11 protein-coding genes and 2 pseudogenes are annotated in these 18,887 nt (G+C 62.9%); 7 read left to right on the plus strand and 6 right to left on the minus strand.

Going from position 1 to position 18,887, the window contains the following annotated elements; all coding sequences use genetic code 11:
* Positions 1–111, plus strand: a pseudogene (locus tag FHW94_RS23535) (sugar kinase); the annotation flags it as partial.
* Here FHW94_RS23535 and FHW94_RS22790 read toward each other — a convergent pair.
* Both FHW94_RS22790 and FHW94_RS22795 read right to left on the minus strand, forming a co-directional pair.
* The gene (locus FHW94_RS22790) at positions 108–1,541 is read right to left on the minus strand and encodes a glycosyl hydrolase family 28 protein (protein ID WP_210425830.1); all 1,434 of its coding nucleotides are present in this window, start codon (positions 1,539–1,541) and stop codon (positions 108–110) included. The pseudogene FHW94_RS23535 and the gene FHW94_RS22790 sit on opposite strands and share 4 nt — an antisense overlap.
* Before the next feature lie 8 nt (positions 1,542–1,549).
* Positions 1,550–2,632 (minus strand): LacI family DNA-binding transcriptional regulator, encoded by a 1,083-nt coding sequence (locus tag FHW94_RS22795; RefSeq protein ID WP_210425831.1) that lies wholly within the window; start codon positions 2,630–2,632, stop codon positions 1,550–1,552.
* Between the two features lie 284 nt (positions 2,633–2,916).
* Here FHW94_RS22795 and FHW94_RS22800 point away from each other — a divergent pair, with 284 nt between their 5' ends.
* Both FHW94_RS22800 and FHW94_RS22805 read left to right on the plus strand, forming a co-directional pair.
* Complete coding sequence (locus FHW94_RS22800) at positions 2,917–4,851, plus strand: glycoside hydrolase family 97 protein (RefSeq protein ID WP_168558128.1); 1,935 nt, start codon at positions 2,917–2,919, stop codon at positions 4,849–4,851.
* 29 nt (positions 4,852–4,880) lie between these two features.
* Positions 4,881–6,815, plus strand: coding sequence for a heparinase II/III family protein (locus tag FHW94_RS22805; protein WP_168558129.1), 1,935 nt, complete (start codon positions 4,881–4,883; stop codon positions 6,813–6,815).
* Between the two features lie 24 nt (positions 6,816–6,839).
* Here the strand turns inward: FHW94_RS22805 and FHW94_RS22810 are convergent, their stop codons facing one another.
* The gene (locus FHW94_RS22810) at positions 6,840–7,526 is read right to left on the minus strand and encodes a putative 2OG-Fe(II) oxygenase (protein WP_168558130.1); all 687 of its coding nucleotides are present in this window, start codon (positions 7,524–7,526) and stop codon (positions 6,840–6,842) included.
* A gap of 93 nt (positions 7,527–7,619) precedes the next feature.
* The gene (locus FHW94_RS22815; RefSeq protein ID WP_168558131.1) at positions 7,620–10,514 is read right to left on the minus strand and encodes a TonB-dependent receptor; all 2,895 of its coding nucleotides are present in this window, start codon (positions 10,512–10,514) and stop codon (positions 7,620–7,622) included.
* Between the two features lie 342 nt (positions 10,515–10,856).
* On the opposite strand from FHW94_RS22815, the gene FHW94_RS22820 reads away from it, so the two are divergent.
* Positions 10,857–13,247, plus strand: coding sequence for a hypothetical protein (locus FHW94_RS22820; protein ID WP_168558132.1), 2,391 nt, complete (start codon positions 10,857–10,859; stop codon positions 13,245–13,247).
* Between the two features lie 122 nt (positions 13,248–13,369).
* On the opposite strand, the gene FHW94_RS22825 is transcribed toward FHW94_RS22820, so the two are convergent.
* Complete coding sequence (locus tag FHW94_RS22825) at positions 13,370–14,878, minus strand: hypothetical protein (RefSeq protein ID WP_168558133.1); 1,509 nt, start codon at positions 14,876–14,878, stop codon at positions 13,370–13,372.
* A gap of 127 nt (positions 14,879–15,005) precedes the next feature.
* The gene (locus FHW94_RS22830) at positions 15,006–16,211 is read right to left on the minus strand and encodes an NAD(P)/FAD-dependent oxidoreductase (RefSeq protein WP_210425832.1); all 1,206 of its coding nucleotides are present in this window, start codon (positions 16,209–16,211) and stop codon (positions 15,006–15,008) included.
* A gap of 515 nt (positions 16,212–16,726) precedes the next feature.
* Here FHW94_RS22830 and FHW94_RS22835 point away from each other — a divergent pair.
* The 3 genes and pseudogenes from FHW94_RS22835 to FHW94_RS22845 all read left to right on the plus strand — a co-directional run.
* Positions 16,727–17,676 (plus strand): annotated as a pseudogene (locus tag FHW94_RS22835) (IS3 family transposase); the annotation flags it as partial.
* Positions 17,663–18,460: a DUF3363 domain-containing protein gene (locus FHW94_RS22840; protein ID WP_246866375.1), complete on the plus strand. Its 798-nt coding sequence runs from the start codon at positions 17,663–17,665 to the stop codon at positions 18,458–18,460. The pseudogene FHW94_RS22835 and the gene FHW94_RS22840, both read left to right, overlap by 14 nt.
* A gap of 71 nt (positions 18,461–18,531) precedes the next feature.
* Positions 18,532–18,887 (plus strand): CopG family transcriptional regulator (locus FHW94_RS22845; protein ID WP_168558136.1); only part of this gene is annotated, 356 nt, incomplete at its 3' end.

The following is an 18,887-nucleotide window of genomic DNA, read 5'->3' on the forward strand; positions in this document are numbered from 1 at the left end:
GCGGGCCTGGCCTATACCGCGCTCAAGCACAGCCAGCCCGGCGACATGTGCACGATCCCGCGCGCCGAACTCGATGCATTCTCCGCCAGCGGTGGCGATGTGCGGCGCTAGTGCGATGTTTCTCGGCGAGGGTGGGGGACTACCACCACGCCATCCGCGAACCGACCAACGCGAATATCGGCCTGTGCCGGTGATGTGATCGCGCGGCCATCCAGGGTGAGGCCGCTGATCGTCACGCCGCGAACGGAACGGGCGGCGTCAAAGCCGGCAATCTGCGAAGGCGAAAGACTGGCGGCGTTGCTGACCCGGACATTGCGGACGGTGATATCGCTGATGCCTCGCCCCGGTGCCAGGCTATATTTCTGGTTGAACAGCACCCGGAAGTTGAGCAGCGAACCTTCCTGCACATGCTCGACCGCGATATCGTCGAAGGAGACATGACGCACCACATTGGCGTCGCCGTCGCTGATCGCCATGACCCCTTGGTATTCCGGGTCATCTTCGTCATGCTCCAGCACGTCGATGCGTCGGAACGCGATGTTCTCGATTGTCTCGGGCGCCGCTTCACCACCGCCGTGCAGCCCGATGTTGATGGGGTGGGCCACGTCGGCCCAGAGAACCGCGTCACTCACCGTGATGTTGCGCGCGTCGCCTGCAAAATTCCAGCGGTGGCCATAGATCGCCACGGAATCGTCGGACGTGCGCAGAAAGACATTGTTCACGCGCACGTCGGTGCAGCTCATCATGTCGATCCCGTCGGACCAGGGCGCGGCGCTGAACGTGTTCAGATCATGGATCACGATGTGGTCGGACTGGCCGCAAAAAACCGTATAGTGCCTGGGGTTGATCACGGTCGGTCCATCGATCGTGATGTCGCTGGAATTGGTTATTTCAAACCCGCGCTCGGGCTGGTCGATGATGCCGTGCCCCAGGATCTGCACATCGGTGACGCGATCGAGCGCGATCTTGCCGCGCAACACGGCACCCGGCTCCAGCAGCACCGTGGTGTGTGACGGGAAAGCGAACACCGACCCGGGCTGATCGGGTGGAACATGAATTCCCGGCGCAAAGCGCACCACGTTGCGCCCGGCGGGGACGGTCGGTGCCGGGCCGGCCGGATTGGCGAACAGGTGGAGGTTGTGCAGGCGATCACCGTCGAATTCGATCGACAGTTTGGCGGGCCGCGTCAGCGTGAAACGGGCGACATTGCCCGCCACCACCGGAACCACGCCCGCGCGCGTCGGTCGTGCGACCAGTTTGCGCACATCGCCATTGTCGCGCCGCACTTCCACTTCGACCGGGCCATCCATGTCGAATTGCACCATGCTGGCGTGCTGCGGTGCGTCGAGATCGACGATCACGTCGTGCTCGAAAAGGTCCACCCAATCTCCGCCAGGGCTGCGGACGCGCACGGTGAAATCGTCATTGTGGTGCATTCCGCCCGGCACCGGATAGGCCTGCGGCGCGGTAGCGGCGAGGGCCGGTATCATCGTCCCGCTGAGCAGCAACGCGGCCAGGACGGTCGCGCGGCCAGCGCTCATTCCCCCGATCATCGTGGCGCCGGCCCAGACGATCCACGCACCTTGAGTTCAAACGGAGCGACATGATGGCGCACCGCCGAATCGTCGCTTCCCGCGTTGCGGCGCTGGCGTAGCGTATCGGCCACGATCTCCACTGCCATGGCGGCCATGTCTGCGATGGGCTGATGCACGGTGGTCAATTGCGGCCACAGCAGCGATGCAATCGGCGTGTCGTCGAAACCCGCCACGCTCAGTTCGGCGGGAACACGGATTCCCTGGCCCAGCGCCATGGCAGTAACGGCGGCAGCCATATCGTCGTTGCTGGCAAAGATCGCCGTCGGGCGCTCTTCGGGTGGGCACTCGAGCAGGGCCTGGCCGGCATCGAGCCCGGAACGATAGGTGAAATCCCCTTCGCGCAGCCAGCCCGGGCGGATCGGCAGGCCGGCCTGCGCCATGGCCGCACGGAATCCTTCCTCGCGGCGCATTGCCGGCGAGTGGCGCGGATTGCCGCGAATGAAGGCAATGTCGCGATGGCCCAGTTCGATCAGATGATTGGTAAGGGCGCGTGCGCCCTCGAAATCGTCGATCAGCACGGCCGAGGAATGCGAGCGGGGATCGGCGGTGGCGAAGCTGACTGCCGCCACCTTGGCTTGCCAGAGCAGATCCAGCGCCTCGAGCGAGTCACACAGCGGCGGGGGCAGGATCATGCCGTCGACGCCGCGCCCCAACAGCACGCGCACGGCATCGATCGGATCGTCGTGACCGGCGATTGGCTCGATATCCAGTTGGCTGCCATCGCGCCCGCTTTGGCCAAATGCGCCCATCAGGAAACTGCCAAGGTTGGACGACTGGGGATTGCTGAACAGCACGCCGATGCGGAACGCCCCGGATCGCGCCGCGCGCGCCGCCAGATTGGGCACATAGTTGAGTTCCTGGATCGCAGCTTCGACCTTGGCCCGCAGTTCCTCGCGCACTTTCGTCCCGTTCACGACGCGTGACACGGTCATCGAAGAAACGCCTGCCACCCGCGCAACATCGTGCACCGTCACGGCATTGCGGCGGCCGGGAACACCTGCGGAAGTATCGGTCTGGGTATCAGAGCGTTTGGTCAAGGCTGATTCCTCTATGTGCTGTCGTCCCCCGGAACTGCATGCGGCGCGATCCGTACCGCCTGCCGGCAGTGTTCAGGTCTTGTTATAGATTACGATAACAGTCAACTGTTCCCTGCATGACCAAGCATAGTGGCCGAAAAAGAGATTGCTGACCGGTGCTATAATTGATATCGATAACTGAAAGCGCGACAATGCAGCATGTTGGAGAGAATGACGATGAAAGCAACCCGGCGCCACAGCCTCTGCACAAAACTGGCGACAGCGTGTGGCGCAGGCGTGGCGCAATGACCGGTGCTACCCGTCGTGGGTTCATTGCCGGTGTCGGGGCTTTGCCCGCTGCAGCCGCTGTGCCGGCTGCGGCGCGGATGGACTCTGCGTCGGCGCGCATCGTCTCGCCCGACGGGCAACTTGCGGTAACCCTCGATGCGTCCGGCCCCACCTGGGCTGTCGACGTAGCGGGGCGCGTGATCGTGGCGCCATCGCCGGTGGCACTGCTGTTGGCCGATGGCGGACGGCTGGGGCCTGGCGCCGTCCCGGTGCGATTTTTGCGGCAGGTGGTCACGGGGGCATGGAATCCGGCCTACGGCATTCGTGCCAGCTATGACCAGGGCTGTAGCGAATTGATGCTCGAAATGCACGATCCGGTGCGTGACATCCGATTTGCCTTGGTCGCCCGCGCCTATGACAGCGGCGCTGCGGTGCGTATCCGCTTGCTGTCTGCGCCGAAAGCGGAATTGGCGCTGCGGGGCGAAGAAACCGAAGTGCGCCTGCCGGCCGATGCCGTTGTCTATGCCAGCCGGGACGAGGGCGAGTACCAGCATGCCGTGCAAACCAGGCTCGACCCCGTGCCCCATCCCGAGCTTACTTCAAGCAGCGATCACGGTGCGCTGGCCGATATTCCGCTGACCGCGGTTATGGCCGATGGTGCAGGTGTGCTCGTGACCGAGTCCGATCGGCGGCACTATCCGCGCACGATGTTCCGTTCCACCGCTCAGGGCGTGGTCACGCACCTGATGCGCTATCCAGGGCGGGCGACGGGATGGTCGGGGCCGGGCGATACGCCCGCTGAGGAAAGTTTTTCGGTGCCCGTGCCATTTGCCACGCCTTGGCGGGTTGCGGTGGTGGCGCCCGAGGTGGCGCGCCTGGTGGAGCGGCAGGATCTGATCCCGACCCTGGCCAGCCCGAACGAACTGGGCGATACCGCATGGGTAAAGCCCGGGCGGCTGATGCGCATCCGTGACTATACCACGCAGGCCGGGATCGACACGATCGACTTTGCTGCCCAGCGCAAGCTCGACTACGTGATGTGGGATGCGCACTGGTATGGGGACGGTACCGATCCGAGCGATGCCACCCATGCGATCCCCGCCATCGACATTGAGCGCGTGATCGCCCACGCCCGCGCCAAGAGGCTGGGCATGATTCTCTATGTCGATCGCGTGCCGGCCATGCGCCAGCTCGATGCCATCGTGAAGACCTATCGCGATTGGGGCGTGGCGGGGATCAAGTTCGGCTTCGTCTGGGAGGGTCGCCAATCGGATGTCGATTTTATCGAACACCTGCTGCGCACCTGTGGCGAGCATCGCCTGATGGTCAACCTGCATGACAATCTGCGCCCCGCCGGGCTGGAGCGCACACTGCCCAACTATATCGCGCTGGAAGGGGTGCGCGGCAACGAGCAGTTTCCCACGGCCACGCACAATTGCACCCTCGCCTATACCCGCGCGCTGGCCGGGCCGATCGATTACACGATCTGCTATGCCAATCCCAAAAACAAGGCGACCAACGCGCACCAGATGGCCCTTGCGGCCATCTACTACAATCCGCTGACCAGCCTGTACTGGTATGACAAGCCTGACAAATATGCCGGTCGCCCATGGCCGGAGCTGGCCTTCCTGGACGAATGCCCCACTTCGTGGAAGCAGACGGTTTCGCTCGGTGGCAAGATCGGCGAGCACGCGGCGGTGGCACGCCAGGCGCATGATGGACGCTGGTTCGTTGGCGTGATCACCAACGAGCAGGCGCGCACACGCACCATCGCCCTTGATTTTCTGGGCGGGGGCCGCTGGCGGTTGCGGCGGTTCGCCGATGGCCCGGCTGCGGCAGAGCCGTGGGCGACGCCGGTTGTCCTGTCTACGCAGGTGGTCGACGCGCGTTCCCGGCTGGCGGTGGAGATGGTGCCCGCTGGCGGGCAGGCGCTGATCTTCGAACCGCTTTGAACGAACGCTCCAGCGCGCGAGATCTATCGATGACGACCTCTTTTCCGTTTGACCGCCGCACGCTTTTGGGGAGCGGCGTGGCCGGCCTGGTGCTGGCCGGAACCCCGTGCCACGCGCAGCCGGGGCACCCTTCCGCCCGACTCGATGATGTACTGCCCGCGCTGGAACCCGCGCATCCCCGCCTGCTGCTGGATGACACCCGCATGCAGGCCTGCCGCCAGCAAGCGGCGCACGATCCGGTCTATCGCCAGCTGATCGACCGGATCATGGCCGAGGCGCGCACCATCCTCGCAGAGCCGGTCGTGCCCTATCGCCTGACGGGGAACGACCGTCCCTCCATGCTGGGAGGATCGCGCGCCATAATCCGCAAAGTGCTGCATTGTGCCTTTGCCTGGCGTTGGAGCGGTGACCGTGTCTTTGCAGAACGGGTGCGGACAGAACTGCTCTCGGCCGCCCATTTCCCGGAATGGAACCATACCCATTTTCTCGATGTCGCCGAAACGGCCTTTGGTGTGGCGATCGGGTATGACTGGATTCATGCCGCGCTGTCGGACGAAGACCGCGCCACGATACGCATGGCACTGGTGGAAAAGGCTCTGCTCTGGGCCGATCGCGCCTATCGCGGCTCGGGTGACGAATGGCTGGGATTCCCCGGCTTCTACTGGAACTGGAACCAGGTGTGCAATGGTGGCGTGCTGGCGGCCGCGCTGGCCGTAGCTGAAGATGAGCCGCAGCTGGTGGCGGATATCCTGGCTGGCGTGCAGCGCTCCGTGCCATTGGCGCTGGCCGGCTTTGCGCCCGATGGGGCAGGTCCCGAAGGGCCGGTCTACTGGACCTACGGCATTACATTTCACGTCCTGATCCTGGCCATGCTGCAATCAGCACTGGGCAGCGACTTTGCATTGGGCAGCGGGGCGGCCTTTGCCCAGACCGACATGTATCGCCTGTGGGTACAGGGCCCCACTGGGCTGGCCTTCAACTATGGCGATTGCAAGGAGCAATTGGGGCCCACGGCAGCACTCGCCTGGCTTGGCCAGCACCACGGCCATGCTGCGGTCACGGCGCTGGCGCGCGCAGAGATGATCGCGTCATTTGCAAAGCCGCGCCTCGATGGCGAATTCGACCGGTTCTTTCCGCTTTATGCCCTGTGGTATCCACAAGCCACGAAGACCCCACTGTTGGCCCAGCATGGCCGCCGGTTTTGTGGCCATGCCGAACTGGCGATCTTCAGGGGCGACTGGAGTAGCATGGACAGCGCCTATCTTGGGTTCAAGGCTGGTAACAACGCCACCAACCACGCGCATCTTGATCTTGGCTCATTTGTGCTCGAAGGGCAGGGGGTCCGCTGGGCTGTGGATCTTGCCGGCGATAGCTACCAGATACCTGGCTATTTCGACGGCAAGTCGAGCAGCGGCAAGCGCTATGGCATTTTTCGCGTCTCCACCGCCGGGCATGGTACGCTGATGCCCGAAGGCGTCGGACAGGACCCGTTCGCCAAGGCACTGATCGCACGCTTTGCTGAGCGCGCCGACGGCGGCTTTGCCATCGCTGACCTTACTTCCGCCTATCCCGGCCATGCCCGCTCGGTGCGACGCGGGATCGACTTTGCGCGTCGTGGGGCGCGCGTGACGGTGCGTGACGAGATCGACGGCGCCCGGCCCGGTGCTGCGTGGCGCTGGGCTATGTTCACCCGCGCCGCGATCATCATCACCGGTAACCGTGCCGTGCTGACCCAGGATGGCAAAAGCATGCTGGCGGTGATCGAGACACCAGGCATGGACTTTCATGAACTGTCCGCGACGCCGTCCTCTGCAGCTGAAAATCCCAATCGAGGCGTGCGTATTCTGGCGATCACCACGGCAGCCGACCAGGAAACGCGGGCAATCCAGGTTGCGCTCTATCCGCTGGGCGATCGACCGGGCCGTGCCGGCGTTTTGGCGCCTCTGGACCAATGGGAGGCGTAGCACGGGCGCGGACGAAATGGATTGCTATGGCAGATCGCTTCCCCCGCCCCCTTGCAGCGCCAGGTTGATCGCCACTGAACGGCGTGTGCCCGCGCTGCGGAACGGATAGACACAGTGAAGCATCCATGACGGCCAAAGGTAAAAGTCGCCGATCGCCGGCTTTATCGTGAACAGGTTCTGCGCGCCCAGCGCACTGCGACTGTCGATGAATTGAAGGCAGCCGGCCGTATTCTGCCGGGCCTTGTCTGCCGCGAATTCCGCGTTGTAATCGGCAGGCAGCGCGAGGAAGCCGACGCTGCTGAAATGGCACCCCTGGTGGCAATGCGCCGGGTTGTAGTCGCCCGCCGTCATTTCGTTGATCCAGCCTTCCTTGATGGCGACCTGCAGCCGGGTGTCGCGCAGATTCTCGGTCGCGGCATAGTCGGTGAAATGCAGCAGCGCATTTTCACAGCGGTAAGCAAAGGTGCGCGCCACATCATAGAGGAAATCGCGGAGCACCGGCGTGGCGTGGATCAGGTCCGTCACGCGCAATTCGTGGCGCACGGCCCCGGCCAGATGGCTCGACCAGTCGCGCGACTTGCGCTGGGCCGGGCAGGCCAGGATGGCTTGCGCGTGCTCGTTCAAGGCCGCGACGGCCGCTGCCGGCATGGTCGCTTTCAGGATCATCGGGCTGAATGGCGCGACAAGTTGCATGTCATGGTTGGCAGGCATGGCATTTCCTTCGCAGGGCAAGATGCCTTGGCAGGCACGACGACGGGGCGCCTGCCAAGGCGCCCCGTCCCACCGTGGTGACACAATGGCTGATCAGAAATCCTGCCGCACGGTCAGCCACATCGAACGCGGCGGATTGCGGCGCAGCAGGAACAGCGAATTGGGCAATTGCTGGGTGACATCATAGGATTGGATGCCGGACGGCAGATTGGTGCCCAAGATCGGATCATAGGCCGAGACGTATTGTTTGTTCATCACGTTGCGCACATCGAACACGATGCGCGTGCCGCTGTGCGGTTCGTATTGGATCGACGCGTCCAGATTGTCCTGCTTGGGCAAGGTGCGTAGATCGAGCGCGTTGGTGCTGAGCCTGCGTTCCGACATCCAGCGGTGCCGCAGATTCAGGCGCACATTGCCCAGGCTGTAGGAAACGACGTTGCTGAGCGTCCATTTGGGCGAGCGGGCCAGGCTGCCGGAATCGATGCGCAGCACGTCGTCGGCAGCGCCCAGCCCGTTGGCTCCGGTGTTGAGCCAGTTGTAGGCGGCCGTGGTCCGTCCGTTGAGGAACGTGACCGAAGGGGTCCATTCCAGCTTTTTGGTCACCCGCCAACGGGCCCAGGCTTCCACACCGCGCGTGAAGTAGGTGTTGAAGTTTTCGGGCAGGAGATAGGTCGTCACGTTGTCGGAGTCTATCGCGGTGGGGTAATCGTTGACCGCAAAGTTCTGCTTGAAATAGGTGATTGCCCCGCTCAGCCGCCGGGTGCTGAACGTGTAAGCGATCTCGTAGCCTTTGACGTAGGCGGTTGGGCCGAGCGGTCGGACCAGCGTGGCTTGCGTCGTGTAGCGTTGCACGATTCCCATCGCGGGCTGCTTGCCATCGGTATAGCGGATGTAGAACTTGTGATTGGGGTTGATGTTGTAGCCGATCGCCGCGCTGTAGTTGAACACGCCAAGGGTCCGATGTGCGGCAATCACCTTGCTGGGCGTGACCACCGCGTAAAGATTGTCGTAGACGGTCAGCGGATCACCATCGAGGCCCCCATTGCTCAGCGAACTCGCGCCGGGATTGCGCGTGTCGTAGGTGACCGAGTTGGTCGTTGCGGAGAAATGATCGTACTTGAAGCTGGCATTGAAATCCCAATGCGAATTGGGTGACCAGCGCAGTTCGCCGCGCGGCGCGATTTCGGTGATGCGCGCCTGCTGGGTCACCGTTGCGAACAGTCCAGTGCCGTAATAACCCCATCCGCCGGCATCGGTCAGCTTGTAGGTCTGCCCGCTTTGCGTGACGTAGGATACGTTCAGGTTGCGCACTTGGCCATCGGCCCACGCAGCCAGGCCCTGGCCATTGGCCCAAGAGTTGTTGATCTGCTTCGAATGGGCGACATAGACCCCGGCATTGATCGCGAACTTGGATGTTTCGTGGGCAACGGTAAAGTTGAACATGATATCGCGTGAGGCGCGATAGGTGTCCTCCACCCGTGTGCGCAGCACCAGATCCTGCGACGCCGCACCCACCGGCAGCGTGGCCGAAGTATACGTGCCGTTGGAATTGGGCGTCGTTGCGGTCACCTGTCCGCCGCGCACGTCGATGTCGCGATTGGGCAGGCCGTTGTAGGTCACGCACAGACTGTTGGCTTGATAGGTGGCTGCCGTCACCAGCGGACAGGGGGCGCCTGTGCGATAATTGATGCCCAACTGCGAACCGCCAACATTGTTGGCTACCCGCGCCATCAATGCGCCATTGCCATCGCGAAACTCGTAATAGCCGGGCGTACGGTCCAGATTATTGATGTTCATGCCATAGCGTTCGCGCTCGGCAGCCGAGGCCGTGAGGGAAACGGGGGTGTCGGTCTTGTAGCCCTGACCGCGATAAGTGCTGTTCTGCCAGCGCAGCGCCGTGGCGAAATTCCACCCACTGTCGGTGGCGTGACTCCAATTGAGCGATACCGCGTCTTGGCGATAGCGAAAGCCCTTGGTGGGATCGAGCGTGTGCGTGCCCGGGCTGAAAAAGTTCGGCACGGTCTGCTTGCCGCCGAGCATATACAAATTGGCGTCCCGCCCAAATCCAGCAATTTCCTGGGCATTTTCATAGCCGTAGGTAGGCTGTTGAAATGCGGTCAACTCGGCATTGGTATCGTCAAGATGCTTGAAGCCGAGCACGAACATACCCGATCCGCTGCCGGTAGCATAACTCTTGGTGGCGCGCGCGCGGAATTGGCCGCCATGGTTGAGGTCATAGCCGGGATTTACCTGGCCATTGGACGTGCGATAAAATCCGCTCACGCCAAGCCCGATGTCGCCCTGCTTGTTGGTCCAGCCATATTGCCCGTCGATCTGCTTCCACGACAAGTGCAGGTCGTCTCCTTCCAGGCCGATGCGCGCCTGAAGGGATCCACCCGGTTTGACCGCACCGGTAATATAGTTGAACGTCGCCCCGACCGAGGTGGACACCGCTGTTGCCGAAGACCCGCCACGAACCGATTCTACGCGGCTTGTGGAAATGTCGGCGCGATAGAAATATCCGTCCTGGAAACCGCCGAACTTGAACGGCACCACCGGCAGCCCGTCTTCCAGAATGGTAGTCCAGAAATAGCCAGAGGTGTTTGACCCCGTGCCGATCGTCATGCCGCGCGTGAACACTTCGTTGCGCGCCACGCCATCATTGGATTCCACGACCACGCCGGGCATGTCGCGCAGCATGTCGTCGGCGCTGATCGGGGTGAACTTGGACATATCCTTGTCCGTCAACACAGAATAGGCAACATTGGCTTTTCGCGCCACCGTTGCCTTGCCCACACCGGTCACAATGATGTCTTCGCCCCGGATGCCGGGTGCCGGATCGCGCGCGGCCTTGGCCGGTTGCTCCGTCGGTGTGCTTTGCGCCTGCGCAGTACCCATTGCCCCGAGCGATGCGGTAGCCATCAGCAGCCCCAAGACATGTGCGCCTGCCTTGCGCGGCTGAAACGGGGCATCCCTGTTGGGTGTCATGGATTGCGTATCCTCTCCTGTTGTGCCCGCCAGCCCATGGCGGGGCGCGAACCGCCAGATCACGCGGTCGCGAATCGTTTCTGTCTGATAACGATATCTGAAATATTCCGGCAATCAAGTCAGCAAACATTCAGAGAGGACGCAAAATTCGACAAAATCTTGAAATTGGGATTGAATGCACGCAAGAAAATTGTGCTTGAAATCGGATAACGTTATCTGCGAAACCGCTGGCGCGCTGACCGGCGAAGGTGACGCGTGTCTGGCCCGGCGCTGCACGGCGCCGTCGCGGCCAATGCGATGGCTGACCTGGCTGGTTGATCATGTCGAGCAAGGAGAACTGCAATGCGGCCGATGGCAAAATACGTAGCTGGCCTTATGGCTGCGCCGGCGGCCTTGGTAGGGGGCGCGTCGCAGGCGCGAACGCTCGATCACGTGTCATTGGCGACCGAGGCGGCGGGGGCGCAGCATGCGATCCGGATCACCAACGGCAGCGTTGCACCAGGTGGCTTGGGACAGCCGGCCTTGCGCATCGCGCCGCCGAGCGGAGGCGGATGGAAAGGCGGCGGCGTGGCGTTTCGCGTCCGGGTCGATCCGGCGCGTCCCACTTTCTTCACGGCCCGCCTCTGGGGCGGGGAAGTCGTGGAAGGCAACCTGACCCTGATCTGCGATGGCAAGCAGGTGGGAGATCGGCTGCTGAGCGATTACGACCAGCTGGATTACGGGGCGAAGCACCAGCAGTTTCCCGGTGCCTTTTTCTATCGCACCTATCGCCTGCCCGATGCCGTAACCCACGGCAAGACCACGATCGACTGCATGATCGAGGCGAGCGGGCCAATTTTTTCCTATGCCGACGCTTTCGCCAAGTTCCAGCGCCCGATGGAAGCACCGTCACGCGGGATTTACGATGTCTATACACACGACGATCCCTGGCTCGACACGGCTGGTGCGGTCGATGGCGCGGTTATTGTGCCGCAGCGCCGGCCAGGCGCCGGGCGCATTGTCCCCGGTGCGCCGGGTGCCGAAGTGCTTGGGCGCATCCGCACGCGGATCGAGGCAGCTGTACAGGGGCTGCTTGTCAGCCCAAGGCCGCTGGGCCAGCCGGAAATCGCCTTCCTGGCCCATTTCCGCAGCAAGACCTGGTCGAAGCTGGCCAAGGATCCGCGTGTGCTGGCGGCGATCGTCAAGGGCATGGACGATTTTGCCGCCGCCTATGCCGCCAATCCCGATCTCGTGAAGTTCGAGAAAAGCACCTGGAATCCCGACTGGTTCGGATTTGGGATGATTGGCGATGCCCTGGCATCTGATCCGGCGGCGTTTGCGCCGCTGCTGGACCAGCAGATCGCCTGGAAACCGGGCACCACGATCGCGCGCCGTGAAGCGCTGGCCACCATGCTCGAAGCGAGCCGGGACTGGCTGCGCACGCATCGCCGGTTCTATACCAACCAGTCGATGATCGTCGATTGCTGGGGCATCTACCTCGCCAATCGCGGGCTTGCCGTGGTTGCACCCGCCAAGGCCATGCCCGAAGCGCAGGCCCGCCGTTACCTTTACGAGGCGACCGGGATCGAGCCGTGGCGAGGCGACGACCTGCCTGGTGGCGGCTCCACGTATGATGCCGGCGGCCCCGATGGGACCAAGGCGCAGGCCTATCGCGTGGCCAAGGGGTATCACCTGGTGACGCATAAGGGCCTGACGCGCGAGTTGGGTTATGTTGGCAATTACGGCGAAGTCGGTGACTGGGTGTCGGCCATCTACACCGCCACCCGGCCTGGCCCCGGGCAGCCGGGCGACGCGCGGATCCGTGAGCAGTTGGCCAAGATCGTCGCGGCGCGCGGCTTCTTCCGCTACCCCGCCGCCGATGACCAGGGCTTTGCCACGATGCGCAACATGGCCGATATCGGCTGGCGTGATCTCAAGGCGCCGGGCGAAATCGCCTATGTGCAGGAAGCCCATGCGGGAGTTTCAAGCGCCATCCAGGCCGCGATCCTGACCGGCGATCCCCGCCTTGTCGGCTATGCGCAGCAGATGGTGGCCGACAACCAACTGTGGCCCATGCTGGAAGCGGCGGTGGGCGTTCCAGGATTCCGCCAGACCAATGGCCTGCTCGATATCATCGACGACGTGACGACACTAGCCGGGATGCCCGCGCAGCCGGCCAGGTTGCCGATGACGGCGGGGCAGCCCGATTTCGCCTTTGCCGACCCCGAAGACGGCGTTGTGGCGATCAAGCGGGGAGACGAACGCTTCTATGCCTCTGTCTGGTGGCGCGCCAACCGGGGTATCAGCCAGCTTGGCCGGGTATGGATGAGCGGGCCGCGCGGCAACCACATCGCCACCGTCCCGGTCCGCACCGGATTTACGCCGAGCGGGCAGTTCTGGGTCCGTCCCAACAAAGTGGTTTTGCTCAAGAGCGGATCATTCAACGCCGACTACGGCCTTGATCTGGCGGAGGCGGGTGAGCGTCTTCCCCTGGCGCAACCCCCGGCCGGGATCGTGCTGACGCCCGGTGAGGACAGCATCTATGCCGGGCGCGGTGAAAATCACGTGATGGCGTTTGCCGGTTATACCATTGCAGTGAACGCCAGTGAAACCAAGACCTTCGATTTCACCGTGCCGCCCCATGCGGGCAGCGAGCTGGTTTCCGGCAAGCAGATCACGGCCGGAACAGTGCTGACGATGGCGCCGCTTTCAACCGTGGTCTTCTTCGATCCCGACTTCAGACCTGTCCCTTAAGGGGAAGGTGCGAGCGATTGATGAGAATGACAGACCTGCCGGTGAAGGCTGCCCACGCTCTAGCCTTTTGATTTGTCGCATTTTCCAAGTCGGAAGGTGGTTCCACCTGCCTCGAAAATGCTCTAGCGAAAGGTGACATCGCTGACGAACGGGCCGATATCGATCTGCCCCGGTCGCGCGGCCAATATGCGTTGGCCTGCAATCGTGACGTGGTCGATCAGCACATGCCGCACTGCTGTTGCCTCGCCCAGCCCGTGGATCAGCGCCGGGCGCGTGAGGCCCTTGCCGGTGAAGCGGATGTTGCGCAGCGTGACGCCATCGATGCCACGGCCCGGCAGGGTGTTGTAGCGAGCATTGCGCCCCGCCACGATATTGAAAAGCCGCCCTTCTTCGATCCGGTCGACGCGGATGTCGCTGAACGTCACATTGCGCACGAGCGTGCCATCCCCCGAGAAGATCGCCATCGCGCCATCCCAGTCAGGATCGTCTTCATCCATGTTCATGATGTCGATGTTTTCGAAACGCACATCGGCAATCGTGCGCGGGGTTCCGGTGTCACCAAAATGGCCAACGAACAGGGAATGGGCCACATCGTTCCAGATGCGCAAGTTGCGAACCGAGATATCGGTCGTATCCCCTGGCGGCATCGGGTCTTTGATCCCGGTCTGCGCCTCGCGCTGGCGGCACAGCGGGCAATCGGCGACCGCGTAGACCACTACGGCGTCATCCGACACGCGAAGATATCCACCGTCGATGCGCACGTGCTGCGCCGTGGAGATGTTGATGCCGTCTGACCATTTGCCCGATGTGAAGCCGGTCAGATCGCGCACGGTCACATCGTGGGCGTTGCGAATGTTCATGATCCTTGCTGCATCGCGGCGATCGCTGTTGACCATGATGAGGTCGGCGATGGTAACCCGCGCACTGCCATCCAACTCGATCGCCTGGCCCGGATCCCACAACAGGCCGCGTCCGGCAATGGTTACGTCATGCGCACCGCGAAGGTCGAAGGCGCCCTGCAGCACGGCGCCCCCATCAAGGTAAATCTGCTCTCCCGAATGCACGGCAAAGGCTGCTGCGCCGTTGTCCGGCCTATGCAGGCCCGGGCCAAAATAGCGAACACCCGCGCCGCTGGGGCGCAGCGGCGGCAACGAGCCGGCGATAATATGCAGATTGTGCAAACGATCGTCGTCGAATTGCAGCGAAAATCGTTCTGGCCGAGTCAGCGTGAGCCGCACCACATCGCCCCGGCGCGCGGGTCGCAGCTTGCTGGACAAGGGCGCTACCGCAACCGTCGCGAAACGACCATTGTTCTTGGCAATTTCGATTTCCACCGAACCGGAAAAATCGAAATAGACCATCGAGGCGTTCTGCTTGGTATCCGTGTCAACCTGGATCGCGTATTCGTAGAGGTCATGCCATGCCCCGCCGGGTTGGCGGACACGGACAGTAAAATCGTCGTTGTGAACCTTATACAGCAATTCCTGAGGTACTTGATACGTGCGCAGCACATTGTCCGCAGGCGCGCGACCAATTGCTTGAGGCGCCATGGATGCAAAGAGTGCTGCGCTGGCCAGCCAGGCCCAGCGGCCATGGACGCGAAGTATTCTCATGATTGTCGTGTTGCCCATCTGCGCTTTGAAATCGATCTGATATCGATATCAGCTGCATCGGGCATCCGCAACAGCGATAAGGCAGACAATCGCCTGGATGGGCCCGCGCGGTACGATGCGCATTCGTGCCGCGCGGGAAAGTCGATCAAGGCAGTGGTGCCTGGCCCAGCAAGCGTGTCCCCATGGCAGCGGATTCACGAACCACGTCAAAGCCATAGCGCGCCATGGTGGTTTCATAGTCGGCCAACGCCATCTGCAGGGTGGCCTGCCCTTTGCTGGCCGATGCCAGATGGCGGACCAGCAAGGCGGCATCGTGCAGGGCAATGTTGGCACCACGCCCCAGGCTCGGCGTCATGACGTGGATCGCATCGCCCAGCAGCGTCGTGCGCCCTGCGCAGTTCAAGGCAAATGGAACGCTGCTGGTCATTTCAACGAAGAAGAACGAGCCAGGCTCTCCTGCAGCCGGGACTGCGCTCGCCATGGCTGGCCACTCCGCCAGCATCTGTCCGGCCAGCGCCTGAAGTCCATCACTGTCCATGGCCCGCAGGGCGTCATCTTCTCCAAATAGTGTCTGGCGGCCAGAAACGATGCAGCCCACGTAATCGTCCTGTGCAGCCAGACCTGCATCGGGCAAGAGCTGCCTTGCCGCGCGATCGGGGCGCATGGGATAGCGGACTGGCCCAACGCCCAGGATGAACTTGCGATCATCCGCACAGGCGGTGAAGATATCGGCCAGACAGTGTTCGGGCAGCACGGTTTGCGCTGCGCGCCATGGCACGCGACCGTAAATCGCGCGCACGCCCGTGTCCATGATGGCTGCCTGGGGCGCTCTTTGCCGTGCAATGGCCGAACCGGCGCCATCTGCACCAACCAGCACGTCTCCGCGATCGCTGCTGCCGTCGGCAAATGTCACGGTCACGCCGTGGCCGTCTTCCGCATAACCGGTTACCCGCCGCCCCCAATTGCAGCATTCGGCCAAGCCATGAAGGAGAATCTCCCGCAAGGTGGCGCGATTGACATTCCAGTGTGTTGCGATCCCGGCCGTCCGGTGGTGCTCCGTCTTGCCGTAGTCATCAGCCTTGAACCGCCGCTGGATGGCAAACCCGGTATCGAGGATAGTGGTATAGGGCAGGGGCGCCATTGACGTGGCTTCCAGCAGCGTAAAGCTGGCGGCATCGAGGCAGGCGCGCAACGCGGTTATACCGTCGCCGTCAAGATGCAGGCGATATCCCTGCTTCCGCTGCTGCGGGCCGGCATCGCGCTCATAAAGCGCAATCTCGATCCCTGCGCGCTTCAGGCCCTGGGCCAGGCAGAGGCCGCCAATTCCGGCGCCGGCTATGATCACTTTCATTGTGCTATCCCTTGCATCGTGTTGATCGATGCGCAGGGCAATCATGTCGGGAGCATTGCACCGTTGCTGGCGCCGAACGCAAATGCGCACATTGCCAATGCATCGGATGCCGACACTTCGCCCAGCACATCAGCTGCCCTGCCATCGAATGGCACGGCATGGTGATGTCGTGGGCGATGAGAAACCCGATGGGGCGACCGTGCTACCAATCGGTCTGCTCTCTTCTCGACAGCATGGCAGTGGCCGAATGCGTGCTGCGTTGCAACCTTAAAGTGCGCTGGGCCGTGGCACGCCGCAACCCGAAGCGGGCGCCGTATGGCAACGCGCCTCGCATCCCGCCGCTGCAATGCCTGTCTATTCCCACGATGCCGAGGCTTCGGAATGGACGGAACGGGTCACTTAGGTTGAACGCGGTGAAATGGTAGATTATTCAATGCAGACTGCATGGCGTCGCAATGAGTAGCCCCGAGATTTCTGGACGGCTTCGATCATAACATTGAAGACAGGAGGCGACGATGGGGAAGCTCAATTTCAATGACGAGTTCAAGCGTGATGCGGTGGCCCAGATCACGAGCGCGGGCATCCGGTAGTGGAGGTCTCGCAGCGGCTCGGTGTCAGTCAGCATTCGCTGTGTGCGTGGAAGCGTCAACTGGGCCGGCACGTGTCGGATGATGCCAGCAAGGATGCCGAGATCCGCCAGTAGAAGCGCGAGCTTGCCCGGGTGACGGTGGAGCGCGACATCCTAAAAAAGCCGCCGCTTATTTCGCTCGAGATGCAAAGTTAGATTTGCCTTCATTGCCGAGCATCGCGATCGTTTTGGCGTGCGAGCAATCTGCCGCTTCCTTGCCGTGCAGCCCAGCGGATTCCATGCCTGGCAGAAGAACCCGCTGAGCCAACGGGCTCGGTAAGATGTTCGGCAGACGAAATTGATCCGGCGAGCCTGGAACGACAGCGGCAAAGTCCATGGCTACCGCAAGTTGCACGACGACCTAGTGGATCAGGGCGAGCCCTGCTGCCCGAACCGTGTTGCGCGGTTGACCAGGCTGGCCGGGATCAGGCGCAGATCGGCTATAAGCGGCGGCTTGGCAACTATGGCGGCAAGCCGTCGCTGGTGGTCGACAACACCTTAGCCCGCCAGTTCGATGTCGCTGCACCTGACCGGCCGTGGGTGACAGACATCACCTACATCCGCACCCTCAAAGGCTTTGCCTATCTGGCTGTCGTGCTCGATCTCTTCTCGCGCCGTGTCGTGGGGTGGTCGATATAAAGCCGCCAGACGACCGATGTAGTCCTGCAGGCGCTGCACATGGCGGTTTGGCGCCGCAAGCCCAAGCGCCGGGTGCTGATCCATTCGGACTAGGGCTCGCAGTTCACCAGCATGGACTGGACCGCTTTCGTAAGGGTTCACAATCTTGAGCACTCAATGAGCCGACGCGGCAACTGCCACGACAATGCCGTTGCCGAGGGTATCTCCGACACCGGTGGAGGTGCGGACAGCCGACAGGGTCATCGCTGAAGTCGCCGGCGTGAACGGTGGGCGTTACAGCGTGGACCTTCATCTGGCGCATGACCCTTCCGCTACCGATCGCTTTGCCCAGGCCCACGTGCGCCGTCTCGAAGCCCTGCGCCGCGATGGCGCGGCCGTGCAGCGCGAGCCCAATGGCACATGGACGGTCGGCCCAGATTACCTCAGCGAAGCGCTGCGCCATGAAGAGCGGCAAGCGCTCCGGCGCCCGGTCACCATCGCGGTGCTGGCCGACCGGCCGCTCGAGCAGCTGGTCCATCACGATGGCGAGACCTGGCTTGACCGCCAATGCGTCGCGACCAACCCGGAGCGGCTGCAGGGGCGCATCGGCGCCACGATCGGCCAGTCGCTGCAGCAGCGGCGGCAATGGCTGATGGAAGAGGGCCTGGCGGTGCAGGAGGGGGATACGATCCGCTATCGCGCCAATTTGCTGGCGACGCTCCGCCAGCGCGAACTGAACCGGGTCGGTGCCCAGCTCGCGCAGGAGCTTGGGCTGGAGTTCACGCCCGTGCGGGGCAACCATGTAGAGGGCACCTACCAGCGCGCCATTGCCATAGGCGGCGAAAAGTTCGCCGTGATCGCCAAATCACGCGAGTTCACGCTGGTCCCGTGGCGGCCGGTACTGGAGAAGCAACTGGGCCGCCAGGTTACCGGGACCATCGAGCGCGGCGGCAGCATTGACTGGACCTTTGGGCGGCAACGTTCGGGGCCGCAGATCGGCTGAGCCGTCAAAGCACCCGTGGGATACCGGAGAGGGTCTGTTTCCAAGCTTAGGGACTGCGCATCATCGCTGTCATGCAAACGCGCAAGACCCGCCACCAGTTCTACCTGCCCTGCCATCTCTCGGCGCGGCTCGATGCCATGGCTGCAGAGCCAGGGGCGTCGAAGACGACGATCCTGAGCGAGGCGCTCGGCGCATGGTTTGAGCGAGCCGAAGATGAACAGACCGGCGCGCAATTCGGCAAGGCGCTTTCCCGGCAGGTGCGGGCCGTCGAGCGGCTCGAGCAACGGCTCGATTACCTGACCGAAGTGCTCGGCCTGTTCGTGCGGCACCAACTGACACTGACCGCGCATCATCCCGCCTTCGATGCCGAGACGCAGCGCCTGGGCCAGCGCCGCTACGACCAGTTCGTCCGGACGGCGGGCGAATT

This window comes from Novosphingobium sp. SG720, from assembly GCF_012275365.1.
Lineage (GTDB): Bacteria > Pseudomonadota > Alphaproteobacteria > Sphingomonadales > Sphingomonadaceae > Novosphingobium > Novosphingobium rhizosphaerae.